The sequence below is a fragment of the Myroides odoratimimus genome, assembly GCF_001485415.1.
Classification (GTDB): Bacteria; Bacteroidota; Bacteroidia; order Flavobacteriales; family Flavobacteriaceae; genus Flavobacterium; species Flavobacterium odoratimimum.
In genome coordinates this window covers 177,468-202,276 of sequence record NZ_BCMQ01000001.1, presented here as the reverse complement: position 1 = coordinate 202,276, position 24,809 = coordinate 177,468, and the positions used below count along the sequence as shown (strand labels likewise).

22 protein-coding genes and 1 tRNA gene are annotated in these 24,809 nt (G+C 33.9%); 10 read left to right on the top strand and 13 right to left on the bottom strand.

The window, feature by feature from the left end; genetic code table 11:
* Positions 1-2 precede the first annotated feature (2 nt).
* Positions 3-875, top strand: coding sequence for a universal stress protein (locus MODO_RS00840; protein WP_006257477.1), 873 nt, complete (start codon positions 3-5; stop codon positions 873-875).
* 36 nt (positions 876-911) lie between these two features.
* Here the strand turns inward: MODO_RS00840 and rsmG are convergent, their stop codons facing one another.
* Positions 912-1,541, bottom strand: coding sequence for a 16S rRNA (guanine(527)-N(7))-methyltransferase RsmG (rsmG, locus tag MODO_RS00835; protein ID WP_006257476.1), 630 nt, complete (start codon positions 1,539-1,541; stop codon positions 912-914).
* A 114-nt stretch (positions 1,542-1,655) separates the two neighbouring features.
* On the opposite strand from rsmG, the gene MODO_RS00830 reads away from it, so the two are divergent.
* A complete protein-coding gene (locus tag MODO_RS00830; RefSeq protein WP_006257475.1) occupies positions 1,656-2,846 on the top strand; it encodes a pyridoxal phosphate-dependent aminotransferase in 1,191 nt (396 codons plus the stop codon).
* 92 nt (positions 2,847-2,938) lie between these two features.
* The gene (locus MODO_RS00825) at positions 2,939-3,517 is read left to right on the top strand and encodes a Crp/Fnr family transcriptional regulator (RefSeq protein ID WP_006257474.1); all 579 of its coding nucleotides are present in this window, start codon (positions 2,939-2,941) and stop codon (positions 3,515-3,517) included.
* 53 nt (positions 3,518-3,570) lie between these two features.
* On the opposite strand, the gene gpmI is transcribed toward MODO_RS00825, so the two are convergent.
* Positions 3,571-5,088, bottom strand: a complete 1,518-nt coding sequence (gpmI, locus tag MODO_RS00820; RefSeq protein ID WP_006257473.1) for a 2,3-bisphosphoglycerate-independent phosphoglycerate mutase — start codon at positions 5,086-5,088, stop codon at positions 3,571-3,573.
* Between the two features lie 192 nt (positions 5,089-5,280).
* Between gpmI and MODO_RS00815 the strand changes: the two genes are divergently transcribed.
* The gene (locus tag MODO_RS00815; RefSeq protein WP_006257472.1) at positions 5,281-6,024 is read left to right on the top strand and encodes a murein L,D-transpeptidase catalytic domain family protein; all 744 of its coding nucleotides are present in this window, start codon (positions 5,281-5,283) and stop codon (positions 6,022-6,024) included.
* 62 nt (positions 6,025-6,086) lie between these two features.
* Here the strand turns inward: MODO_RS00815 and MODO_RS00810 are convergent, their stop codons facing one another.
* Positions 6,087-7,610, bottom strand: a complete 1,524-nt coding sequence (locus tag MODO_RS00810; protein ID WP_006257470.1) for a L,D-transpeptidase family protein — start codon at positions 7,608-7,610, stop codon at positions 6,087-6,089.
* Positions 7,611-7,854: 244 nt separating this feature from the next.
* On the opposite strand from MODO_RS00810, the gene MODO_RS00805 reads away from it, so the two are divergent.
* Complete coding sequence (locus MODO_RS00805) at positions 7,855-9,732, top strand: TonB-dependent receptor plug domain-containing protein (protein WP_006257469.1); 1,878 nt, start codon at positions 7,855-7,857, stop codon at positions 9,730-9,732.
* Between the two features lie 172 nt (positions 9,733-9,904).
* Here MODO_RS00805 and MODO_RS00800 read toward each other — a convergent pair whose 3' ends face one another.
* The 7 genes from MODO_RS00800 to MODO_RS00770 form a co-directional block, all read right to left on the bottom strand.
* Positions 9,905-10,555, bottom strand: coding sequence for a WG repeat-containing protein (locus MODO_RS00800; protein ID WP_006257467.1), 651 nt, complete (start codon positions 10,553-10,555; stop codon positions 9,905-9,907).
* A 72-nt stretch (positions 10,556-10,627) separates the two neighbouring features.
* Positions 10,628-11,377: an SDR family NAD(P)-dependent oxidoreductase gene (locus MODO_RS00795; RefSeq protein WP_006257466.1), complete on the bottom strand. Its 750-nt coding sequence runs from the start codon at positions 11,375-11,377 to the stop codon at positions 10,628-10,630.
* Between the two features lie 24 nt (positions 11,378-11,401).
* The gene (locus tag MODO_RS00790; protein WP_006257465.1) at positions 11,402-13,732 is read right to left on the bottom strand and encodes an AsmA family protein; all 2,331 of its coding nucleotides are present in this window, start codon (positions 13,730-13,732) and stop codon (positions 11,402-11,404) included.
* A gap of 68 nt (positions 13,733-13,800) precedes the next feature.
* The gene (locus tag MODO_RS00785) at positions 13,801-14,373 is read right to left on the bottom strand and encodes a pentapeptide repeat-containing protein (RefSeq protein ID WP_006257464.1); all 573 of its coding nucleotides are present in this window, start codon (positions 14,371-14,373) and stop codon (positions 13,801-13,803) included.
* Positions 14,374-14,455: 82 nt separating this feature from the next.
* Positions 14,456-15,604, bottom strand: a complete 1,149-nt coding sequence (locus MODO_RS00780) for a glutathionylspermidine synthase family protein (protein ID WP_006257463.1) — start codon at positions 15,602-15,604, stop codon at positions 14,456-14,458.
* A 3-nt stretch (positions 15,605-15,607) separates the two neighbouring features.
* On the bottom strand, positions 15,608-15,991 hold the full coding sequence (locus tag MODO_RS00775; protein WP_006257462.1) for a hypothetical protein: 384 nt from the start codon (positions 15,989-15,991) through the stop codon (positions 15,608-15,610).
* A 7-nt stretch (positions 15,992-15,998) separates the two neighbouring features.
* The gene (locus MODO_RS00770; protein WP_006257461.1) at positions 15,999-16,292 is read right to left on the bottom strand and encodes a hypothetical protein; all 294 of its coding nucleotides are present in this window, start codon (positions 16,290-16,292) and stop codon (positions 15,999-16,001) included.
* Between the two features lie 246 nt (positions 16,293-16,538).
* Here MODO_RS00770 and MODO_RS00765 point away from each other — a divergent pair, with 246 nt between their 5' ends.
* The gene (locus tag MODO_RS00765) at positions 16,539-17,414 is read left to right on the top strand and encodes an AraC family transcriptional regulator (RefSeq protein WP_006257460.1); all 876 of its coding nucleotides are present in this window, start codon (positions 16,539-16,541) and stop codon (positions 17,412-17,414) included.
* A gap of 66 nt (positions 17,415-17,480) precedes the next feature.
* Here MODO_RS00765 and MODO_RS00760 read toward each other — a convergent pair.
* The 3 genes from MODO_RS00760 to MODO_RS00750 form a co-directional block, all read right to left on the bottom strand.
* Positions 17,481-17,551, bottom strand: a tRNA-Trp gene (locus tag MODO_RS00760).
* Between the two features lie 51 nt (positions 17,552-17,602).
* Entirely contained in the window at positions 17,603-17,977 is a 375-nt protein-coding gene (locus MODO_RS00755) for a DUF983 domain-containing protein (RefSeq protein WP_006257459.1), read from the bottom strand.
* A gap of 137 nt (positions 17,978-18,114) precedes the next feature.
* Positions 18,115-18,843 carry a hypothetical protein gene (locus tag MODO_RS00750; RefSeq protein ID WP_006257458.1) on the bottom strand — a complete coding sequence of 243 codons (729 nt, stop codon included), beginning with the start codon at positions 18,841-18,843 and terminating at the stop codon, positions 18,115-18,117.
* A gap of 329 nt (positions 18,844-19,172) precedes the next feature.
* On the opposite strand from MODO_RS00750, the gene MODO_RS00745 reads away from it, so the two are divergent.
* From MODO_RS00745 to MODO_RS00730, 4 genes are all read left to right on the top strand, one after another.
* The gene (locus MODO_RS00745; protein WP_006257457.1) at positions 19,173-19,763 is read left to right on the top strand and encodes a cytochrome b/b6 domain-containing protein; all 591 of its coding nucleotides are present in this window, start codon (positions 19,173-19,175) and stop codon (positions 19,761-19,763) included.
* A 412-nt stretch (positions 19,764-20,175) separates the two neighbouring features.
* Positions 20,176-21,726 (top strand): WG repeat-containing protein, encoded by a 1,551-nt coding sequence (locus MODO_RS00740; protein ID WP_006257456.1) that lies wholly within the window; start codon positions 20,176-20,178, stop codon positions 21,724-21,726.
* Between the two features lie 281 nt (positions 21,727-22,007).
* Positions 22,008-23,234: a site-specific integrase gene (locus MODO_RS00735; protein ID WP_059050625.1), complete on the top strand. Its 1,227-nt coding sequence runs from the start codon at positions 22,008-22,010 to the stop codon at positions 23,232-23,234.
* A 269-nt stretch (positions 23,235-23,503) separates the two neighbouring features.
* Positions 23,504-24,646, top strand: coding sequence for a Shedu immune nuclease family protein (locus tag MODO_RS00730; protein WP_059050623.1), 1,143 nt, complete (start codon positions 23,504-23,506; stop codon positions 24,644-24,646).
* Positions 24,647-24,809 lie beyond the last annotated feature (163 nt).

Genomic DNA, 24,809 nt, shown 5'->3' with positions numbered 1-24,809 from the left:
GGATGGATAAAAATAAAAAATTAGATATAATAGTTGGTTTAGACTTGTCTACAATGGATCAATATCTGTTGCAATATATGCAAGTGCTAGACCAGATTTTAGATATAAATAAGGTAACGTATGTGCACAACCTTAAAGTAGGTGAGTTACCTAAGGAATTACTTAAACCAGAGAGCATTGTTGTTATTAAGGAGAAGATAAAGAATAAGCTTACTCAGTATTTCACAGAAGCAGGAGTGAGTTATGATTTCGAAATCTTGGTATCGGTAGAGAGTTATACAGAGATTGCTTTTATGAATATAGCTAAGAAATCTTCGTATGACCTGATGGTATTAGGTAATAAACAGGAACTAGAGGGTACTGGTGCCCTGGCTGATAAGCTGGTACGTATATTCCCTTCAGCATTATTATTAGTACCAGATACGTTTAAAGTACCAATCACAACAGTAATTGATGCGATAGACTTCTCTCGATATACGAGTGATATTATGATGTGGGCAGATCGTTTTAAGAATAATTCGAAGGGGCAAAAGATAGAGCATTCTGCAGTACATATCTCTAAGTCTTATATGGGGTTCTATCCTACGATGACGAATAGAGAATTAGAGAAAGTAACGAAGGATGATATCAAAGAAAAACAAGAGAAATGGAATAAGAAGTACGCTACTTATTCTGATATTGATATAGTGCCTGCTGGAGAGCGCAATATATCAGCATCCTTGATCGCTTATGCGCGCAGTAAAAAGGCTGATATGCTGATATTGGGAGTGAAGGGGACTACAGGATTTAAAGAGATATTCTTAGGTAGTGTGGCAAACCACTTGCTACACAGAAATACGAATACTTGCTTATTATTCGTTAAGCACAGTAAATAAAAGAAGAAGGGCTGTCTTATAGACGGCCCTTTCTTTTTATCCTTTATATTTTAAGGGTAAGTACACCACTTTTTTCGTTTCAAAGAATTCATCTGAGAAGATATTAGTCAGGTCAAACTGAACAGCTTTAGGGAAGTCCTTAAGCTCTTCTGTTAAGTCACCTCCTTTTAGGTATAATATACCATTGTCAAACTCATGCTTGTTTTCTTTCTTCGTTTTGTGTCTAATCCACTCTACGAAGTCAGGCATATTCGTAACAGCTCTACTTACGATGAAGTCAAACTTCTCGTCTATAGTTTCGGCACGTTTTTGTTCTGCTTTAACGTTCTTTAAGTCTAACGCTTTTACTACTTCATTAACTACGCGTATCTTCTTCGCGATAATGTCGATTAGGTAAAAGTTAGTTTCTGGATATAATATAGCTAAAGGAATACCAGGGAAACCTCCACCAGTACCTACATCTAGTATATTAGCTCCAGGAAGGAACTCCATAACCTTAGCGATACCTAATGAATGTAATACATGCTTCGTATATAGCTCATGTATATCCTTACGTGAAATAACGTTAATTTTAGCATTCCAATCCGTATATACTTCTTCCAATTTCTCAAATTGAGCAATCTGTTCAGGAGTTAAATTAGGGAAATATTTTAAGATTTCTTCCATGTCGTAAATTTTGACAAAAGTAGGCTTTTTATCGTGAATAAATAAAAGATAACACAGATTAATAGAGATATAATAATTACCTTTGGGATTAAGTTTCATTAAAATCACAACAAGATGAGCAACCAACTTCTATCTAATAGAATAAACAATTTGACTACTTCACAGACCTTAGCAATGGCTGCGAAAGCAAGAGAGTTAAAAGAACAAGGCGTAGACGTAATTAGTTTGAGTCTAGGTGAGCCAGATTTTAATGCTCCTGAGTTTATCAAAGAAGCTGCTATTCAGGCTGTAAAAGATAACTATAGTAAGTATCCTCCTGTAGAAGGATATAAAGAACTAAGAGAGGCAATAAGCAATAAGTTTAAGAGAGATAATAATTTAAATTATTCACCGAGTCAGATCGTTGTATCTACTGGTGCTAAACAATCGTTATACAATGTAGCTCATGTCATGATCAACCCTGGTGATGAGGTAGTAATTCCTGCTCCATACTGGGTGAGTTATGCTGAAATCGTGAAGATGGCTGAGGGTACTCCTGTAGAAGTACCTACTAGTATAGAGAGTGATTTTAAAATTACTCCTGAACAATTAGAAACAGCTATCACTCCTAAGACGAAGATGATATGGTTCTGCTCTCCATGTAATCCTAGTGGTTCTGTGTATAGTAAAGAGGAATTCGAAGCTATAGCTAAAGTATTAGAGAAATATCCAAATATCTTTATCTTATCAGATGAGATATATGAACATATCAACTTTACAGGTAATTACTGCAGTATCGGAACTATCGGTAATTTAATTGACCGTACGATTACTGTAAACGGTATTGCGAAGGCATTTGCGATGACAGGATACCGTATCGGATATATCGGTGCCCCTGAATTTATCGCTAAAGCATGTACTAAGATGCAAGGACAAGTAACGTCTGGTGCTAATAGTATTGCACAACGAGCTACTATTACTGCTGTAGAGGCTGACCCTAGCGTATTAAAAGATATGGTTGCGGCATTCAAGAATAGAAGAGATCTAGTAGTAGGGTTATTAAAAGAGATTCCAGGAGTTAAGATTAATATACCTGAAGGAGCGTTCTATGTATTCCCAGACATATCTTCTTTCTTTGGAAAGACACTTCAAGGTGTAAAGATTAATAATGCGGATGATCTATCTATGTATCTGTTAGAGAAAGCACACGTAGCTACTGTAACAGGAGTGGCATTCGGGAATCCTGATTGTATACGTATGTCGTATGCGACTAGTGAAGACCAGTTGATCGAAGCATTCAAAAGAATTAAAGAAGCATTAGCGTAAGTTATAATCGTTAAAAAAGCCTTAGTAATGAGGCTTTTTTAGTTATAATGAGCATTATTGTTTATTTTTATACTTTATAAAAGTTCGTCATCGTGGATATATTATTACAGAGTTTTGCTAAACATGTTTCTCTGACTAAAGAGGAACAACAGATTATATTAGAGTCATTTACTGTAACTCGTTACCCTGCTAAAACGAAGCTGTTAAGTGCAGGAGAAGTATGTATTAATTCTACTTTTGTCGTTTCAGGTATCGTACGAAACTATTGTCTAGATGATCAAGCAGTAGAACATACTGTTAGCTTTGCAGCATCTGGATGGTGGATAGCTGATATGTATAGTTATTTATCTCAAAAACCTGGTAACTCTTATCTAGAAGTAGTAGAAGATGCGATAGTAATGACTTTGAGTAGAGATCATCAATTAGCTTTGTTTGATAGAGTGCCTAAGATAGAACGTTATTTCAGAGTTCTTATAGAGAGGTCACTAGTGGCTACACAACAACGACTGATGGACAACTTATCACTACCTGCAGAAGAGCGTTATACACGCTTTTTAGAGCGTTTCCCTGAGATTAAGTATTGTCTGCCACAGAAGCAGATAGCTTCTTATTTAGGGGTTACTCCTGAGTTTTTTAGTAAAATGAAGAAAAAGATGCTTACAGGAAAGTAAATGTCTATGATATAAAATAGAAAAGCCACTCATCGAGTGGCTTTTTTTGTATATTATACTAGAGAGTGTCTAGTCATTTCTTCTGGTTGAGGTATGCCTATTAGTTTAAGAATAGTAGGAGCTAAGTCTCCCAGTACTCCATCCTTTACCTCTTTGATATCATTGTCTACGATAATGATCGGTACAGGATTAGTAGTATGTGCTGTGTTGGGAGTACCATCAGGGTTGATCATTACCTCACAGTTACCATGATCTGCTAACACTATCGTAGTGTATCCATTATCAAGAGCAGTTGTGATTACTTCTTTTACACATTGGTCTACTGCTTCGCATGCTTTGATTGCTGCTTCCATTACACCTGTGTGTCCTACCATATCTCCGTTAGCAAAGTTTAGACATACGAAGTCAGCTTCTCCTTTTTTCAATTCAGGAATAAGTGCGTCTTTAAGGTCATAAGCACTCATCTCAGGCTTAAGGTCATAAGTAGCTACCTTAGGAGATGGACATAAGATACGCTGTTCTCCATCGAATGGAAGTTCTCTACCTCCAGAGAAGAAGAAAGTCACGTGTGGATATTTTTCTGTCTCTGCAATACGTATTTGTTTTTTACTATGTTTTTCTAGTACTTCACCCAATGTGTTGTGTAAGTTCTCTTTGTCATAGACAACATGTACATTCTTATAAGTATCATCGTAGTTCGTAAGCGTTACAAAGTACAAGTCAAGTTTCTTCATGTCATGATCTGAATGATCTTCTTGAGATAATACACGTGTTAGTTCTCTTCCTCTATCCGTTCTAAAGTTAAAGAAGATCACTACATCGTCATTTTCAATCTTTCCTATCGGCTGATTGTTTTCATCAACCATTACAATAGGCTCAATAAACTCATCAGTCACATTATTTAAATAACTTGCTTCAATGCTTTTTACTGCATCAGTAGAGTGAATACCTGTACCGTTTACTAACAGATGGTAAGCCTTTGCTACTCTTTCCCAACGCTGGTCTCTATCCATTGCATAGTATCTTCCGATTACAGAAGCTAGTTTAGCAGTAGATAAGCTCAGTCTGTCTTGTAGTTGTTGTACGTGATTTGCACCCGATTTAGGATCTACATCTCGTCCATCTGTAAAAGCGTGAATACAGATATCTGATACTCCTGCAGCTGATGCTGCATCTACTAGACCATATAAATGTTGCTCATGAGAGTGTACTCCACCATCAGATAGCAGTCCTAAGAAGTGTACTTTTTTATTGTTTGTCTTTGCGTATTCGAATGCTGCTTGTAATGCAGGCTCTTTAGCAATAGTGTTATCTTCTACTGCCATATTTATTTTTACAAGATCTTGATAGACGATTCTACCTGCCCCAAGATTCATGTGTCCTACTTCAGAGTTACCCATTTGCCCTTTTGGAAGACCTACATTTAGTCCATCAGTAAGTACAAATGTATTAGGATATTTAGTATATAGACTGTCTATAAATGGCGTATTTGCGTGCTCGATAGCTGATACTTTAGGATCTTGAGTCTGTCCCCAGCCATCTAGAATCATTAATATTACTTTCTTATTCATAATAGTGAAACTTTAAATATTATTAGTTGTGTTATACAAATTTACGCATACTTATTCAAAAAAGGCAATGTTTGATTCTTGAAATAACGGCATTAAATATTTTTATTATTAAAAATTCCTTTGGTCGTATAATATTTTTTTTAAATTTACGTTTCTAAAATTAGAATTAAAGACTATAAATGAGAAGGTTATATGAAACAAAAGAATTTTTATTGGTTATTTGCCTCAATGGCATTTTTTGGGAATGTAGTAGGAAGTAATACTTTACCAACGTCGAATGAATATACAAATGTGATTGAAAAAACTGTAGATAACACAGTAGATTCTGAAGAATATAGTTTTGAAAGTACGGCTAAGAGTTTGTATTCTAGTTTAGAATTAAATCATTATAATGCTCCTGCTAGAGCAGTATATACTGCTGCACTGAAAGGGTATTATAAAATGCTAGAAACAGGTAAGATTAAGAATGAGAAGTTAACTATCGTTGACTTTAGTTTATCGTCAGCTAAGCCTCGTCTATGGGTAATAGATATGAAAGAGAATGCTGTTCTGTTACAATCACTTGTAGCACATGGCAAGAAGACAGGAGAAGAGTACGCGACTACGTTTTCTAATCGTGTGAACTCACATATGAGTAGTTTAGGATTTTATACAACGGGAGAGACATATAACGGAAGAAATGGATTCTCTCTAAGATTAGATGGATTAGAAGCAGGGATTAATGATAAAGCTAGAGAAAGAGCGATTGTAATCCATGGAGCGGATTATGCTTCACCTGATTTAGTACGCGCTCAAGGGAAGTTGGGACGTAGTTATGGTTGCCCAGCTGTGCCTGTAGAAGTAAATGATGATTTAATAGAAATGATTAAAGACAAATCTTTACTGTTTATTTATTATCCAAGTAATCAGTATGAGCTAAAGTCAAAATTTGTTTAGTAAGACCTTTTATATAAAGAAAAACACCCATTAAGATTTCATTCTTAATGGGTGTTTTTTTGTTATTGTAGTTTAGTGTATAAATCGTTATCAAACTTATAGACATCTCTAAACTGAGTTATCTTACCATTGTTATCTACTTGTATAGTCCAGTATAACTGATGGATGTGTACAGCCTCTTTACTAGTTGTGATATTCTTAGTATTTTGAGAATCAAGAATCTTTTTTATTTCTTCTTGAGAGATCTCATTCTGTTGTATATCAAATACAAATTGTGCTAGGTCAAAAGGATCTTCTACACGTATACATCCAGAACTTAAGCTTCTCTGAGCTCTATTAAAGTTAGCTTTATTAGGAGTGTCATGTAAATACACTGCGTGATTGTTATCAAACATAAACTTAATACGTCCTAATGTGTTACCTACACCGGCTTTCTGTACATATCTATAAGAAGAAGCTTTGCTAGAATCCCAGTTTTCTGGAGCTACTACTTTGCCTGTGCTCTTATCGTAGATTGTAAATCTAGCATTAGAGAAGTAACTTAAGTTAGCACTAGCTTTAGGTGTTAAGTCATTCTTTAGAATGGTAGGAGGAACTGTCCATGTTGGATTGATCACAATTGTCTTTAGAACTGAGCTCAGTATAGGCGTTTTACGACCTGTCGTACCTACGATTACCTTGTGTTGTTTTACAGTATCACCAGACTTCACCGCAACTAAACTATAATCAGCTATATTGATTAAGATATAGTTATCACCTAAATCTCTTGGGAACCATCTCCAACGTTCTAGATTGACTACTAGCTTTTCTTTTACAGTAGCTTCTTCTTTTAGGATGGCCTCTATTGTTTTCTTATCAGCAACACCGTTCTCGACTAGTTTACTATTTTTTTGAACTTGTTTTAAAGCAGTTACGACTCCTTCGTTATTGATAAAGTCCTTTGATAGGCTATCAGGGTAATAACTCAAGAAGTTTAAATGTTTTTTAATATTCACTAGCTCAGGTACTGTATCATTTAACTTATACTTAGCTGTCACAGCTTTGATTGTATCTTGATTCAGTTGATATAGGTTTGATAGTTTATTTTTTAGATTGACATATATTTTATGAGGTGATCTTAAACTATCAAAGGTCGTCTGTATTGTTCCTCTACTTAAAGCGAGTTGCATTGTAGCAGCTGTATTTAGCTCTTTTGGAAACATATCCCAGTCATTGTATAATCTTCTAGGATTTTGTACACCATTATACAAGTCTTTACTCGCATTAAAAAATGCCTTAGTGAACAGAAAGTCTGCTTGTACTTTATCTAGGTCCGATAGCCTTTGATAATCTTTGTGAAATTGATGAACTTTTTCAGTATTGTACTTTGAGTTGTTTATTCCATCTAAGTATGCTTCGTCAAGTACTTTTAGAAGTTGTTCTCGGTTACTTGTTCTTCCCCAACCGATTTGGTATAAATTTTCTACATAGAACTTTTGGATATCCTTTGGAAGACTAACTATAGATGCACTATCTACGTGTATCTTTATTTGATCCTCCATAGGGTCTACCTTGATGGTATCATTGAGAATCAAAGTTTCTGCCATAGTATTTGCCTTTTTACAAGAAGTAAGGACAAGTATACTCAAAAAACTGAAGATTAAATGTTTCATGTTTTTATATATTATACTGCGAATTTAATATAATATAGTGAATAATTTATTGTTTATTCTTAAAATGTTCTATAAACCTCGTTTTGGAGTACTGTAGGCCGGACTAGTTGTTATTTTAAAAGTGGACTAGTATAGAAGAGAGGAATAAGAATAGTTTTGCGTAAATAAACTACCTGAAATGAAGAATAATTATGTCATTTTAGCCTTGTTAAGTACTGTTTTTACTGTACAAGTGCAAGGACAAACTAAGACAGAAAATACCCTTGAAGATAAAATAGAAGAAATAGTAATCTATAATCAACGATTACAGTTGCCAAGTTCGCTGAAGAATAGAAATATTACATTTATTAATCAAGAACAGATAAAACAATTACCTGTGTCGTCTATTAATGAGTTGTTGACTTATGCTACTGGTGTTGATATTCGTCAGAGAGGTCCATTTGGAACACAATCAGACTTTAGTATTGACGGAGGTAGCTTTGAGCAGAATGTATTGTTGCTTAATGGACAGAAGATTTCAGATCCACAGACAGGGCATAATAGTCTTAACGTACCAATTCCTTTAGAAGCGATTGAACGTATAGAGATAGTACGTGGACCTTCTGCTCGTCTATATGGTGTGAACAGCCTGACAGGAGTTGTAAATATCGTAACGAAGAACCCTAAAAAAGATGGTCTTTTTGCTAATACGTATATCGGAAGTAGCTTAAAGAAAGATAAAGAAGGCGATCATGGAGAGTTATTTAATAACCGAGGTATTCAATTAGGAGGTACACTTGTACGCAAAAAAGATAATCATATGTTATTCGGTAGCCATGACTCAGGTAATGGTACTCGTTATAACACTGCTTTTAATAACAATAAAATCTTCTATCAAGGGAACTATACCCCTAATGAGAATAATGCTATTATGGTACTTGCAGGTCATGCTAGAAGTTCTTTTGGAGCAAATGGATTCTACGCAGCTCCTGGAGATAAAGAGTCAAAAGAAGTAGTATCTACATCAATGGTAAATCTGAGTTCACGTCATTATTTAACTGACCGTTTTACATTAATGCCTAGTGTAGCTTACAGATATAACTTTGATGATTATCGTTACTTCAGACATGAGTTAAGTAAGGCACGTAGCCGTCATTATTCACATGCGATTACTAGTAATATTAGAGGAGAGTACTTAGCAGATTTTGGTAAGATATCTTTTGGAGGAGAGATGAGGTATGAAGAGATTAACTCAACTAATATCGGGGATCACAGCAAGAGTAACTACGGATTGTACGCTGAGATACAACGTGAGTTTTTTGATCGACTAGATGTAAATTTAGGGGCTTATGTTAATTATAATACGAAGTATGGATGGGAAGTTTTCCCAGGGATAGACGCTAGTTATACCTTTAATGAACATTGGAAAGCGATGTTTAATGCTGGTACAGCAAGTAGAATACCTTCTTTTACAGATTTGTATTTAGATCAACGCCCTGGTAATATAGGTAATCCTGATCTATTACCAGAAAAAGCTTATCAGATAGAATTAGGAGGGAAGTATGTCAATAAAGGATTTAGAGCAGAGGCTTTTGCTTTTTACAGAGATATTGATGACTTTATTGATTGGATAAGAGTAGATACGACAGTGCCATATCAGCCATATAATGCTTCTAAGAATAAGACTAAAGGATTTAATACAGCTTTAAAGTATAAACTAGGATCAGAAAAGTCTTATTGGGACTTAGGATTATCATATACTTATTTATCTCCAAAAGTGGAGAATAAAGGAGAAGATAAGATCTCTAAGTATGCGATAGAGAGTTTAAGACATCAGTTAGTAGGAACTATTAATTATACTTATAATAACCTTAGTGCTACACTGGCTAATCGTTTTAACGAACGTATCAGTTATAAGAATTATTGGATTACAGACATAAGAGTAAACTATAATCTAAAGAAATATAGTATCTACTTAGATGCTCAGAATATATTTGATACTACTTATATAGAGGCAGGTGCAGTACCTATGCCGGGGAGATGGTTTATGTTAGGAGTGAAGTTTAATGGGCTTTAATATATAAATTGGTTAGTTGGAGTTTTCAGATGACTAAGTACTGTTTTGATTATCGTGGGGGGTAGTTTCAATAGTATGAATCAATTATTACAAATACTTAGAATACGCTTTTTTGCTATGAAATTCTAGTATACAGAAACGGTAAGCCTTGTACAGCTTACCGTTTTTTATTTTAATAAGATACCTTAGTTCCTTTTTTATCAATCGTAAAAGATTCAAACTTTAGTTCTACTTGTGCTTGTCCATCTTCGAAGTTACTAGCGTAGTCATATTGAAAAGGGATGACTACTCTTCCTTTGTGATCGATATAACCAAACAATTGATCTTTAGAAGCTAATGCTAATCCATCAGAGTAGCTTCCTACATAATCATATTGAGCAGAGATAATCTTTTTGCCTTCTGTGTTGAAGAATCCCCATTTGCCACCTTCTAAGAAGGCTATTTTGTACTCACTGCTCGTCTGTAGTTCTTCATAAGCAAAAGGAATAATCACTTCTCCTTTATCATTTATTGCGCCTTGGAAGTTGTCCATAGACACAATAGATATTCCTTCTATAAAAGATTCTATCTGATAGAAAAGAGGCTCAATGAAGATTTCATTCTTATTGGTTTTGATTCCAAACAACTCTAACTTCTTATCTTGATACCATCTTAAGTTGTTTTGAAACTTAAAGTCTGGGTCATTTTTTAAGTCGAGATAGACGGTGTCTAGTTTTACACTTTCCTCTAACTGTACATTGATGTGTGAGTAGGTACTTTTATAAGCCCAACTAGATGTGCAACTCAGCCCTAATAAGAGACTTATTGCTAAGATTTGTTTCATTCTAATAGAAGATTAACGTACTGTAATTCCTCTGCAAATGTATTAGTTTTGGGATGATTAATATGATAATTTTTACAATTTTTTATGAATGCTTGTTGCACCAGCTTGAGCCTTCGGAAATACTGTAATATCAGCTATTTGCACATGTTCAGGTTGGTTGACGATATAAGCTATAGCATTCGCTATATCTTCAGCTACTAATGGAGTATACCCTTCATATACCTTTGCTGCTCTATCACTATCTCCTTTAAAGCGGATTAGGGAGAAGTCTGTTTCTACTGCCCCAGGAGCTACATTAGTTACCTTAATTCCATCTGATAGTAAATCATATCTCAGTCCTTTAGAGAATGCCTCTACAGCAGCCTTAGAAGCGCAGTAGATTGTACCGTTTTGGTATGACTCTTTCCCTGCGATAGAAGATAGATTGACGATATGTCCATATTGTCTTTTGATCATAAGAGGAACAATAGCTTTAGTCACATAGATTATTCCCTTTACATTGATATCTATCATAGCTTCTAAGTCCTCTAGAGAAGCTTCTTGGAAAGTAGCTAATCCATGAGCATTTCCTGCATTATTGATTAGTACATCTATATCTTGCCATGCAGTCGGAAGAGAGGCTATTGCCTTAAATGTAGCTTCTTTATCACTCACATCGAAGGTTAGTGTCATCACTTCTGTCTGCTCTGCTAGTTCACGCTCTATGGCTGCTAAGTTCTCTTTATTTCTTCCACACAAGATTAGTCTGTGATTAGCAGCTAATGCTTGCGCTGTTGCTTTTCCTATACCTGATGTCGCTCCTGTAATGAATGCTATTTTCATATCTTTTTGTTTTGTGGTGTTGTACTATAAGACGGTTTGTTTTAAACCTTGCATTATGCATAACCAAAGATAATTGAAAAAAGACTTCTCTTGGACTCTATCTACTTTTTTAATATTAACTGTCTTGACTTCATCCTTAGTGTTCTTTCGGATAAACATATTCCCCACAGCAGATAAGAACTTTTTCTTTTGTTGCCCATCTTTCTTATAGATAGTTACTTTTAGATCCTCATATTGCATACCATAGGTTCCTGTAGCAGAAGTATTATTACCAGTGAAGTTAAAAGTGACTAGACTGATACTACCTTCTGTATTAGCCTTGACATACGGCTGTAAGAACGGGCGCATAGAATTAGCTGGGAAGTTCGTAATCTTACCTTGTATATTGAAGTTATCTCTTCTGTTAAGTACATTGAAAGACCAGTCCACACGCAGTGGAGCTGCATTCATAAACCTCGCATTGACAGCTATCGTAGTAGTAGGTACTTTAGTTACACCATATCCACTATATATATTCTTAATAGTCGCATTGAAGTTATGAAACATAATCTTACCTGGAGCTACCGCTTTAGGGTCAGTCTCTTCATAGACTAGTTTAGAGTTGCGTATTGCAACATTATTTACTTCTAATCCGAATTTTAGATCTCTTAGCTTTTTACTAAACATGGGCTTGATACTCATATTGAATGTAGGAGCCTTATCTCTAAAGATATTTGCATCAAGTTGATTGATGTTGATCTGTTCTGTTTTAAAGAGTAGTGTTCCTTTGGTATCGAAGTCATAGTTATAATTCTTTAGAGCTATCTCTTTGGCATGTAGTGTGAAGATATCATCTGCATATCTAAACATGCTTACTGTCTTCTTTCTAGAGTACTTTGGCTTCATATTGAAGTTAGCCAGTTTTAGCTCTTTATTATCGATAGATAGAGAGTCTACACTTATATCATAATATTTCTTCGTATCGTATGTAATCGCTCCAGAGGATAGCGTAGTCTTGCCATAAGTAAAAGGAATCTTATTTCCACCAGTATTTTTATCAATACGGATATCTGCTATCACAGCATTGATATTATTCACCTTTAAGCTGTTGCTATTTGTCTTTCTATCGTGTATTTGGAAAGCTGCCTTGCGCAGCACTAATGAATCTAATGTGATATAATCAGACAGTAACTTAGCAGTAGTCTTAGGTTTACTCTTTACATCATTAGGGGTATAGGTGATGACAGGAGAGTCTATCGCTATTTTAGCTACTTTTAGTTGTTCTCCTACCTTATTGTTGATATCCGTTAAGACTATATTGGTCTTAGACGTATTCCAAGTGTCTAATGCATCTAGTGATAATTTGTTAATCCTAATATCACCTATCTTCAAAGCAAATGGGACTAGTGCAGGCAATGTATCATATACCACTGCCACCTCTTGCTTTTTCTGCTTTTTAGTTTTTTTAGCAGGTTGTTTTTCTGCTACTTTGATATCTTGTTTGAGTTTGTTGTTTTTGATGGTGATCGCTGTAGAGTCTGTCTCTATAGAAGCAATGTCAAGGTAGAAGTCTTGCTCATTTTTATACCCCCAGTCTGTCCCAGTCAGCTTTAGCTGTGGAACATCCACAGACAATAAGTTCTTAGCTAATTCTTTTGACTCGACAGTCTCTGAGAAGGGCTTTACAGATAGCTGGTGCATCTTTAGCGCTGTTGGTTCTATGATAATCTTACCGATGGTGAACTTATGCCACTCATTCAGCTTACTATAGATAGAGTCTGTAGTCATCACATAAGAGTCATAACTAAAAGGTATTGCCTTCTCTACGACTTCTTCACCGAAATGTACTCCTCTGATTGTTGCATTGAAGTTGTAGACCTCATTTAGTCTTGTATTACTCTTTCTGTCTTTTATTAAGACATGAGCATGCTCTACGATAATAGATTCTATATCTATATCATTTTTTACGTTTATTTTAGCTTGCTTCTGTACGACACTATCTCCTTTAATCATCACTATACTAGGATGACTTAGTTTGATTTTGTTTGCACGTAGATTCTTGTTTTGTAGTAATTCTTTGATAGCTACCCCTTGAATCACTATTTTATCTAGTCTTGCACTGATATAAGTAAGATTAGGATGAGTAGTAGTATCTTTAGGAGTCACTGTGATTCCAGAGACAGTTAGTCTTCTTAATGCAGGGTAGTAGCTGATGTCCTCATACGCTAGATCATAAGGAGTATCATTCTTTTCTGCGATAATCTCTGGTAAGTGTTTATATATAAAACGGTTTAATGCATATCTCCCTATCTGATATAGCCCTAGTAGACTGACACCAACTATTAAAAGGATTTTGACACGTTTTGATAATTTCATTTTTTAATAAAGATAAATTAATACTTAAAAGTACTAATTTATCTTTATGTTTTTGTAATTATTATGAATTACTTTAAGACTAATTGATGCTTTGTTAGTAAACCAGCTAATCCGTCCATAGAGAATATTGCTTTTTTAACCTTAGTGAACTGTGGGTCTATATCATAGTTATAACTCGTATAGAAGTCCGCTTTCTCTGCATTAGCTTTGTGAAATACTGCACGGTGTAAGTTACAGTTGTCAAACAGTGCCATACTCAGATCTGTATCAGAGAAATCAGCACTGATTAGACTACAGTTAGAAAACAGTTGCTTTTTAAGCTTTAATCCATAGAACTGAGTTAATTCTAAATTACAATCTGTAAAGGTAAATTCGAATATAGTCTGGTCTATCATGGCGAAGTTTACACGTGTAAAGTTACAAGCTGTAAAGTTGACATTGCGAAGTCCTACATAGTTCACCTCTGCATCTTTAAAATTGCAGTTGATAAAATCACAGTCTATAAAAAGAGTAGCTAAGAATGAACAAGCGCTCAGATCACAGTTTTCAAACTTACAATTCTCAAATTCTTTAAATGAGATATCGTTATAGTTAAATGCAGTGTTACTGTATTGTTTGTCGTATATAAATTCAGGAGTCATCTGTCTGGTGTTAAAAGTTAGCTACCGTATATAGAACTTATCCATATACGGTAGCAAGATATAATATTATAAAGATTTATCCTTATGATTCTTCTATGATATGAGGTATAAATCTGCTTTTGTCTGTTGTGATTCGATTATTACTTTCTCGGAATGTAATACCACATGATTCTTGACCTATGATCCAGCTTCCGATAATAGAATATCCTGTTGACTCTTGGTGTAAGTGAGCTAACTCTTGACAGATATAGCCTTCTTCTCCATAATCTCCAGGAGTAGCTTCTACGATAGCTCCATGCTGGTATAGCGTTACATTAGCACCTTCTCTTGAGAGTAAAGGTTTCTTTACATAGTCACGCATCCCATTAGGTGTATCGAAGTAGGTCTCTAGTAGTAGTCGATGGTTAGGATACAGCTTCCACAGTACAGCCATGATAGCCTTATTAGATAAGATCATCTTCCATGACGGTTCTATCCAGTTCGCTTGTGCTTCGTCATTCGGTATATGTAGCGCAAATGGCTCATATACCAACCATTCCCACGGATATAGCTTAAATATATCTGTTATCGTCTCTTCTTCTAGGTCTGTAAAGTTCACCCCATTCCATCCGATATCATCTATGAAGATTAGCTTTGTGTTGATACCAGCTTGTATAGCAGTGTCTCTTAGGTATTCTATATTCGTTAGATCCTCTAAGGTCTCACGCATACAACTGAAGTGTAGTGTGTCCCCTTTAAGATAAGGCTTTAGATCACGCCATGAAGCGATTAATTGATCGTGTACAGAGTTAAACTGGTCTTTGCGTTCACCGAAGTAATGTTGCATCCATTGCCACTGCGTCACTCCTGTTTCATACAGAGAAGTAGGAGTATCTGCATTAAACTCTAATACTTTCAGTTGTTGTTTTTTCTCATCGAAGACAAAGTCAAAACGACCATAGATACTTGGAGCATCGTTCTCCCATGACTGCTTTATATGATCGTGAAAGAAGATCGGAATCTGAAATTGATCAAATAGATTATGTGTGATCACGTGATCTACTGCCTCTAAGCACATCTGCCATAGCTCAGTAGTGGCATTGTATATCTCATCAGCGAATGCTGGCTCTATACTGTAATAGTAGTGCTCTATCCAATAAGGGACATTATTCTCATCTGTGTGAAATCCAAAACCGTTGTCTTCTAATCTCTTTTGCCAATTTGCATCAGCTGTTAGGTATTTTATTCTCATAGATTATGAACTAACAGTAGATGACTTAGAAGTATTACCAAAGCCTCCTCTAGCTGACTTATGTGTCTTTACCGCATTAGATTTAGACGTATTCGTGCCTACATTAGCTTGGTGAGAGAGTCCATTACTAGCATATCCCATACCTCCACCCATTAGTGGTCTGAAGGCCATGTACCATAGTAGCGCACTCCCCATACCACCTCCACTGTGATGGCGTTGTTGGTTATATTGTTGAGTCACATCTGTATACGGTGCAGAGCTATCTGCTCTCATATATACTTTCTGTGCTTGTTCTTGTTCTTCTTGTTTATCAGGAGTCTTAGAGCATGAAGCTAATGCTGCTGTGATAAGTACTAGACTCACTGCTTTACTACTTTTTCTATTCATGATATTATTATTCTACAGTTACATAAATCGGCACTTTTACTAGAGAAGTAGGTTTAGTATCTCCCCATGCGCTTACTTCTTTTGCTGTTTTGATTGTGTCCGTTTTTTGTGTTACTAGTTGACCATTCGCCCATATTTTTTGACTTGTGATATGTAGGATACTATCTCCTGCTACTACAGACTTGATCGTTACTTCTCTTGCAGATTGTTTATCGATAGTCTCAAGATCTGTTTTTTTAGTTTCGCCACCTCCACATGAGGCTAGCCCTAATACCATAAGAATAGGTAGAATATATTTCATAACAATTATTTATTTTAACGAGTGCTAAAGATAGTAAAGTTTACTCAAAACTTTGTTTGTTGTACAGTAGACTTTTTGGATAATATTCACGCTTAGTTCTTGATCAAGTGTGTACTAGCGTATTATAGAGTCTATTTGTCTTTTAATTAGATAGTGTAGAGCAGTAGCTAGGACATAAGTCATTAGCATAAGAATTATTTAGTGTAAACTAAAAATGCTATTTTTGTTTGACCATATATTTGATTGATGAAAGATATTACTATTTTACAAATGCGAGATTTGACTGAGGAGGTTAAAGGAGCTGATTTTTATGCCAATACGATACCACAACACCTTATCACAAATCACAATCATGTGGAAAAACCACATCGACATGACTTCTATGTTTGTATGATATTTACGAAAGGATTTGGTACCCACGAGATAGACTTTCAGAGTTATGAGATACAGCCTGGTATGGTATTTATGCTAGCACCAGGGCAGACACATAGTTGGATCTTGTCAGGGGATATAGATGGTTATATCTTTTTTCACACTCAAGAGTATTTTGATCTATTCTTTGTCCGCGAGACGATACGTGAGTATCCTGTATTTAGATCAGCGTATTACCCGAACGGTTTTCTACTAAATGAAGAGAGTAGCGTATTAGTGGAGAATCTAATGAAGAGAATGACAGATGAGGTAAGCCAGCCCAACTGGAAGAAGAACTTCTCTCTCGTGAATTTAGCTTCACTCTTCTATATAGAATGCAATAGACAGCTACTAGAAGGGAACTCCTTTAGTGCTGTACCAAACTTGCAGTATAATCAACATCTACATCACTTCGAGAACCTATTAGAAAAGAACTTTCGCACGGAGAAGTCGGCTGCAGTGTATGCAGAATGGATGAATATGACACAAAAGCATTTAAATCGCGTGTGCAAGACGTTATTAGACAAGACTACTACTGATATCATTATAGACAGAATCGTCTTAGAGGCTAAGCGTATGCTTATCTATACAGGCAAAAGCTTTAGTGAGATCGCTATGATGCTAGGATACGATGATTATTCTTACTTCTCTAAGGTGTTTAAAAAGAGAACTGGTATCTCTCCGAAAGAGTTCCTTAAAAAGTATGTGTAAAATAAGAGAATGATATAAAAATAAAAAGCTCCTTAATGTAAATATTAAGGAGCTTTTTTTACGCTGCACGGGTGGAGGGATTCGAACCCCCATCAACGGTTTTGGAGACCGCTATTCTACCCTTGAACTACACCCGTTTCTCTGTTAGGTGGCGCAAATATAATAACTTTTATTTTAATAAACCTAGACTATTGCTCATCTTTTTTATAAAATAAATTTAACCACATGATTCGAGATAAGCGATAGTTAAATGTCCACAGAATAAAGATTACAAAGACAATTGCAATAAAGGCGTGTAACATCGTGATATTCAAATCAAATAAGTGATTGATGATAAGACGAAGCACCATCACTGTTACCATTTCAGCAACTGTAAGTGCATAACTCATATACATAGCCCCAAAATAAAATCCTGTTTCTCTATGGAAGTTATATCCACAAGATCCACACTCTTTCGTCATTTTCGGCATCTTAAATGTAATCGGATTTCCTTTGTCATGGAATATGTGCTCTTTACCACAGTTAGGGCATTTTCCACTAATAACTTTGCTGATATAAGACATAATTTATTTTTTATGCAAAGTAACTTAAAAAAACTGAAAGCTTTGCGCTTAATATACTTGTATTTTGGTAGTATTCGGACATTATGGCTGTTAAAGTACCTTAATGTATTTAAATAATACAAAAAAAAAGAAGGAGATTAATACTCTCCTTCTTCTTCTGATGTTATTTCTTCTGTCTCATTAGAATATTCTTCTTTTACATCTAAGTATTCTAATGGATTCGCTTGTGTCGGTTCATTGTAGTAATCGTCGTATTCTTTATATAAGTTCGCGATTTCTTCTAATGTTAATACTTTATCTCCCTCTTCACCTTCTTCTTCTACAGCTTGGTTGTATTTTTTGTAGATACGAAGTTTATCTGCATCGTATTGTTTTCTCACTACATTTCTACTCGCGTAGTACAGTTTACGATCTTTGCTGTACTTTCTGTATACTTCTTTTAGTTCTGCTTTATAAGCTGAGTCTAGTGCAGCCATCTCCGTTTTTAGATCAGTGCTCTCTTCTTCACTAGCAGCTATTTCTTTTTTAATTACATTCCAACTTTCTAATTGGTCTTCATTCAGTGTTCTATTTACGAAGTTGTCATAACCAGCGAATAATTGACGTTGGTGCATGTTCTTTTCTACCTCCTGCATCTTTGTTTTAGAATTCAGATTCTGTAAGTCACGCTTAATGTATTCATTTTTGATTGTCAAGGCTCCTACCTGTTTTTGAGTTAATTTAAGCTCATCTTTATTTGATAGAATTTGAACAATGTCTAGGTACTCAATCTTCTTCACAGGTTCTTCCTGTTTTTTAGATTTTCGTTGACCATAAGAAGTACTAATTGACATTAGTATTACAAACAAGAGTAATATCTTTTTCATTCCAATTTATTTTTGATTCAATAACAATTTGTTTTTCACTCTGCAAATTTAAGATAAATATTAATATTTTATTTCAAAAAAATATTGCAGACTAACAAACATACTTTAAAAAATAGACATAATAGAGTTAATCCATTTTTTCTGCATTTTATTAGCTAGATATATAACGGATGGTATCATTTGATATTGTATAAAAAGCCATTTTTTTTACTTTTTTCAAATTATGTTCACTTTTGTTTAGAAGTTATTGATTGTTATTTTTATATTTGATTATTGTAATTATTTTAAATTAACATATTTGGTAATTTAATTTTATTAAAAGTATTAAAATGAGAATGAGAGGTGAGTGCTATAGCTTGGCATTTCGGGTTTTGCACTGGAGTATAGCATTCGTGATGCTAGGTATGCTTATCACTATACTGCTGCGTTATACCTGGCTGAATAAAGAAGGCATGAGTGAAATCATTATGGAATATTGTACTTCTCAGGAGGTTAATATGACTAAAGAGAAAGCCATCGTACTCGCTAAGCGGTTACGTGCTCTTATGTGGGAGTGGCATGTCTACTTGGGTTATACCTTGATGGGATTAGTATTCGTGAGAATCATACTAGGGATGATGGGTAGAGTACCGTTTTTAAATCCGTTTAAGAGAGGAATTATACTTAATACACGTATTAGAGCAGTTATATACTTAGTGTTTTATGTCTGTGTGGTTATCTCTATAGTATCTGGAGTCGTCTTAGCATTAGATATCGAGACAGCTTATAATAATGAAATAAAGAGTATTCATTTTGGCTCTATATATTACTTCGTGACATATTTAGTTATCCATTTTATCGGAGTACTATTCGCTGAGCTGAGTTCAGATAATGGGATAGTCTCTCGCATGATCAATGGGAAGAGTAAGTATGACCTATAACTATAGAGCCGTCTAATGATATATTAGGTTAGTGTAAATGTGTTTTGTTGAAAAGCATCTGTAGTCATACAGATGCTTTTTTTATAATTCTAAATCATTGGTTTGTTTTGATTTTGTTCGGAAAAACACCCCTTTTACCGAAGGATTACCGAACATGACCCGAACCATTCCCGAACAAAACTTAAATAAGAAAAAAGTTTTCTAGTGTAGATAAGGGATGTCGAATAAATGTAGTTGTCATAAAAATCAAATAGAGCTTTTATAGTCAAATGAGGGCATTTGTGTAAGGAGATGTAGCTATTATAAATGGTAAAATAGTAAATAATGTATTTCTTAGCAGAGTACATTGATTTATGTATAAAAACTGTATTGTTTTATTTTTTAAATATTTAATTGTTATTTTTGTTAAAAAATGAAAAATATACTTATCGCTTTTGTAATGCTGTTTAGCACTCTAACACATGCACAAAAATTTTTGAACAAGTACAAGAAAAAGTACGAAGTTGTGGTTGTTGAAAATAGCTATCTCGTTATATCTAAAGGGGATGATCACGGATTTAAAATTCTTAATGAAGAAGGTAAGATTGTTTTGGAAGGCGATAGAAAGACAATTGAAGGGTTCAATTATAATCCAGATAATCAGACGTTATTGTATTTAACGGGGCCAAGAGTTCCTGGTTATTTGTGTGGAACCAGTAAAAAATTAAATGTTTTAAATTACTACAATTTTAAAACTAAAGAAATTAAACAGTTTCCCTATCCGGTAGATTATTTTACAAAAATTCAAGAGAAAAATTATTTGATCTTTGCTAATGAATCTAATACGAAATTGGGGTTGATCGACCTTAATTTAACAGTTTTATTAAAACCAGTATATGATGAACTGTATCCTTTTTACAAAGATTTGCTATTTGTTAGTAAAGACAAGAAAAGTTTTTTATCTGATTTAACAGGAAAGAATGTTCTCGGGGAGGAGTTTGCGAGTTTATCAAGTAAAATGTATCCTATCAAAGATATGAAGTGTCTTGTAGCTTCTCGTGATGGACAACAAAAAGGATTATTCGATATCAATAGCAAAGAAACAGTGATCCCTTTTGAATATAAGTCTATTGGGCTTTATAGTTCAGAGTATAATTTAATCGAATTGCGTAAAGATAAATACAATTATTTGGCAAATTTGGATCGATTGACAGAAGTAGAGATTGATGAATCTTATAAAGTAAATAGGTTTAAAACGATTCAAACATTTAATGGAAATCTGATATATGAAACTTCAGAATATATCACAGATGAGAAAGGTGCGACGAGTGAGTATCTCAATTATATTTATAAAGGAGCGTATTTATTTGAACCAGGAGGGGCTGTAAAAGTAACTTATTCGAATATAGAAAAAGGTTTTATCTACGGAATTTACAATGAAAATAAAGCTTTGATGTTTTATGATCTCAACAAAGAAAAATTTATTTTTTCTCAAGCTGATAAAATATTGCCGAACCATCAATTGGAAAATGTGGATTACTTTAATACTAAAGACAAAAAAGAGTATCGTTATACCTTTATAGATCCCTCTAATAGGAAGCTAAATTTTCTTTTTGATGAGCACAATGAGTGTTTGATGATGATTCAAGGGACTGCTACCAAGTTTGTCCTTGATCCCGATACAGATGAAGTACTATATGAGACAATTCGCAGAGAAGGTCAGTCCCAATATGTTTCTATTTATGTTGACTGTGTAAATACAATTGTTTTCAATAAAGATAAGCGAACTTTTTTTTATGGGGTTGACACAGATAGAAAGTTATTTTATACTTCAGAAACTGTTACTAGGCAAGAGAGCAATGGAGATAAGTACTATCCGCGTACGCTGAATAATATGTATAGCATCAAATCGTACTACAATGGGAAGGGTGAGCTTGTAGATAAAGAAGAAAGGTACGAAGGAGAAAATACACGAGATTATTAGAGTATTGACATCTAACTGCTATTTTGTGTAGTTTAGTAAAAAGTAAGGTATAAAAAAAGCATCTATTGAAAAATAGATGCTTTTTTTTGTGGTCCCACCTGGGCTCGAACCAGGGACTTGCTGATTATGAGAAAAATAATGAAGCTTTGCAGATAGTTGTATTTTGTTTCAAAGTTGTTGAATAACAGAATTTTACGATTTTTTAAAAATATTTTCGTTTCATCCAATTGCACCATATGTGCCTATTTGTTGTACGTATGTTGTACTCAAAACCAATTAAGATGAAAGCAAGTTTAAAAATCGTACTCAAGAAAACACAATTAAGTGATGGTACTTATCCAATCAATCTTAGAATTACTATTGATAGAAAGTCTAAGTTTTACAAAACACCTTATAGTGTAGCACCAAAACTTTGGAATGAAAAGTTAGGTGAATTTACTTCGAAGTTTCCAAACTTTTTACAATCTAATAGAATATTGAACACGCTTAAACAAGAGGCATCAAAAATATTAGATTTAATGATGGAACAAGAAAAGAATTTTACCCTTGAAATATTTGATTCCTTGTTTCGACCTGAGAAAGTTGAAGAGTTAAAGTTTATAGATTTCTTTCAGAAGAGAATTGATCTGTTTAAAGAATCTGGTCAAATCAGTTCTTCGTATTCATATTACAATACTGTTTGTGCTTTAAAGCGTTTTAAACCAACAGTAGTTCAGTATGAGTTTGCACAAATTGATTATGCTTTCTTGGTTGCATTTGAATCAGATTTAAGATCAAGAGGTTGTACTAATGGTGGTATTTCTTTATACATGCGTAATATTCGTGCTGTTTACAATTCTGCTATTAAATCTAAAATAACATCTCAGGATAATTATCCTTTTAGAGATTATGTGATATCTAAGTTGAAATCAACTAAGATAAAGAAAGCACTTACCAAAGAAGAACTACAAATGTTACTGGATTATGATTTCTCAGAAAATCTTGAAAGAGCTAAGGTGTTATACACTTATCTATTTAGTTTCTTTTGTCGTGGAATGAATTTTACAGATATTGCTGAGTTAAAGTGGGATGATATAAACTCTAATCGCTTTAGCTATATCCGCAATAAGACAGGTGTAGCTATTAATGTAAAGATACCTGATAATAAAGATTTAGATACTATTCTGAACTATTTTAGAATCTATAGACCTTTTGATACAGACTATATTTTTTCGATCCTGGACAAGGATATAAGCCTATATACTAAAGAAGAGCTAAGAGCACGAAAAAGTAGTGTTAGGGATTATTATAATAAGCAATTAGAATTAATAGCAAAAGATTGTGGTATTAAAACTAAAGTGACTTTTTATACTGCACGTCATACTTTCGCTACTTTATCACTAAAGAAAGGTGTAAATATCTATATGCTTAAACAAGCTTTTGGTCATCAATCTATTAAAACTACTGAAGCGTATGTGGAAGATTTTAGTAAGGACGAACTGGATGAAGTGTTTGAGAGGTTGTTTTAATTTATTCGGGAGTTTAGTTATATACAACCTCAAATTTTATAAATAAAAAATTTCGATAAGAGTAGTGAGTATTTTAGTAACCGATTAAGTTATAATTATTTAATTATATTAGTATGCGATTTTATATATTACGGTCATTTGTGTGGTTTTGGAAACTACAATGTGTTTTGTTCTGTGAAAAAACATGTTGTTGGAAATCTCTATACATTGGTGTAATGATATTAAAAAAACGCAATAAAATAACTTCTTTTTATTTATACTAAGTAACTATGAGTTCTAGGACCTCAAAACCGAATTATACGGAAATTATTGATAATTATAAATTGGAACAACTTTATAATCATAAGATTGAAAATGGAAGGTTTTTTAAAATTGTATTTGCTAATGATGAGAAAACAGAGATACAACTTGCTTCAAAAACTTTTATGCAAATCAAATATTTACCTTCACGAAATGATATTGAAGGATTAGATATTATTAAAATTGTTAATGGAAAAGAAACCCAAAAAGTTTCTTTCTCCAAATTCAACTTTGCTCAACTAGAGCTATTCTTAAATTTCATACATGATATTGATTTAAGTACCGTTGCAGAAAGAAGATTAAAATTAGCTGATAATTCTTTGGATATTTTAGATGAAGAAACGAAAAAAAAGATTTCTACTTTACTTCAAGGAGATGAAGGTGCGGAAGTAATCCAAGAGCTACTTGATAATGATATTATTACAAGTCAAGATATCGTAAACACTGGTTACCGAAAAAATCAATTAAAAATCTTCGAACGTTTACTTAATGAAAAAAATTATCTTCAACAATATAAACTCAATGAAGAAGATTTATCTAACAATACAAAAGACGAGATTGCTTGGCAGCATTTCTTCAATAAAAATCCTTGGATATTTGGTTATGGTTTGGATTATAGATATCAAAGTATTTTACAAAAAGAATTTTCGGCATCTAATACAGACGCAGCTGGTAAAGGACAAGTTAACGCAGACTTTTTAATCGGAGATAATTACTTTACAACATTTGTAGAACTAAAAACTCCTGATACAGATTTGTTTGTAAATACAGGTAGTGGACAAAATCGTTCTGGAAGTTGGTGTTTGTCCACCAAATTAATTTATGCTGTTTCTCAAATTTTAGAACAAAAAGCTGTTGGACAAATTAAATTAGAGACTGAACCTTATAATTCCTTAGGCGAAAAAATTACTCAAAAAGGTTATGACTCCAAGTGTATTTTAGTTGTAGGAAATTTGAACAAAGAAGTTGAGAAATCTCAAGATTCTAGCCAGATAAAAGAAATTAAAAGGAAGACATTTGAATTATTTAGGAGAGATTCAAGAAATATAGAAATCATAACCTATGATGAACTCTATTTAAGAGCTTATCACATTTGTTATAAGAAAATTTAGTTATAGATGACCTCGTTTAAAACTTTTTAATCGAAGTGTATTTTCGAAAAACTCAAATCAAATTTTTTATAACTAGAGGTTTAATTTCTTCCAATTTAGTAAAAACACCAAATAGCTTCTTTATAAAAGTCTTTTGAATGACTAGGGGAAATTAAGTGATGTT

Coding starts and splice junctions, on each gene's coding strand:
- MODO_RS00745 (WP_006257457.1), top strand. CDS start 19,173: ATGAGAATGAGAGGTGAGTGCTATAGCTTGGCATTTCGGGTTTTGCAC.
- MODO_RS00810 (WP_006257470.1), bottom strand. CDS start 7,610: ATGGCAGAAACTTTGATTCTCAATGATACCATCAAGGTAGACCCTATG.
- MODO_RS00740 (WP_006257456.1), top strand. CDS start 20,176: ATGAAAAATATACTTATCGCTTTTGTAATGCTGTTTAGCACTCTAACA.
- MODO_RS00750 (WP_006257458.1), bottom strand. CDS start 18,843: ATGAAAAAGATATTACTCTTGTTTGTAATACTAATGTCAATTAGTACT.
- MODO_RS00815 (WP_006257472.1), top strand. CDS start 5,281: ATGAAACAAAAGAATTTTTATTGGTTATTTGCCTCAATGGCATTTTTT.
- MODO_RS00770 (WP_006257461.1), bottom strand. CDS start 16,292: ATGAAATATATTCTACCTATTCTTATGGTATTAGGGCTAGCCTCATGT.
- MODO_RS00765 (WP_006257460.1), top strand. CDS start 16,539: ATGAAAGATATTACTATTTTACAAATGCGAGATTTGACTGAGGAGGTT.
- MODO_RS00800 (WP_006257467.1), bottom strand. CDS start 10,555: ATGAAACAAATCTTAGCAATAAGTCTCTTATTAGGGCTGAGTTGCACA.
- gpmI (WP_006257473.1), bottom strand. CDS start 5,088: ATGAATAAGAAAGTAATATTAATGATTCTAGATGGCTGGGGACAGACT.
- MODO_RS00805 (WP_006257469.1), top strand. CDS start 7,855: ATGAAGAATAATTATGTCATTTTAGCCTTGTTAAGTACTGTTTTTACT.
- MODO_RS00785 (WP_006257464.1), bottom strand. CDS start 14,373: ATGACTCCTGAATTTATATACGACAAACAATACAGTAACACTGCATTT.
- MODO_RS00735 (WP_059050625.1), top strand. CDS start 22,008: ATGAAAGCAAGTTTAAAAATCGTACTCAAGAAAACACAATTAAGTGAT.
- MODO_RS00795 (WP_006257466.1), bottom strand. CDS start 11,377: ATGAAAATAGCATTCATTACAGGAGCGACATCAGGTATAGGAAAAGCA.
- MODO_RS00840 (WP_006257477.1), top strand. CDS start 3: ATGGATAAAAATAAAAAATTAGATATAATAGTTGGTTTAGACTTGTCT.
- MODO_RS00730 (WP_059050623.1), top strand. CDS start 23,504: ATGAGTTCTAGGACCTCAAAACCGAATTATACGGAAATTATTGATAAT.
- MODO_RS00830 (WP_006257475.1), top strand. CDS start 1,656: ATGAGCAACCAACTTCTATCTAATAGAATAAACAATTTGACTACTTCA.
- MODO_RS00790 (WP_006257465.1), bottom strand. CDS start 13,732: ATGAAATTATCAAAACGTGTCAAAATCCTTTTAATAGTTGGTGTCAGT.
- MODO_RS00775 (WP_006257462.1), bottom strand. CDS start 15,991: ATGAATAGAAAAAGTAGTAAAGCAGTGAGTCTAGTACTTATCACAGCA.
- rsmG (WP_006257476.1), bottom strand. CDS start 1,541: ATGGAAGAAATCTTAAAATATTTCCCTAATTTAACTCCTGAACAGATT.
- MODO_RS00780 (WP_006257463.1), bottom strand. CDS start 15,604: ATGAGAATAAAATACCTAACAGCTGATGCAAATTGGCAAAAGAGATTA.
- MODO_RS00755 (WP_006257459.1), bottom strand. CDS start 17,977: ATGTCTTATATCAGCAAAGTTATTAGTGGAAAATGCCCTAACTGTGGT.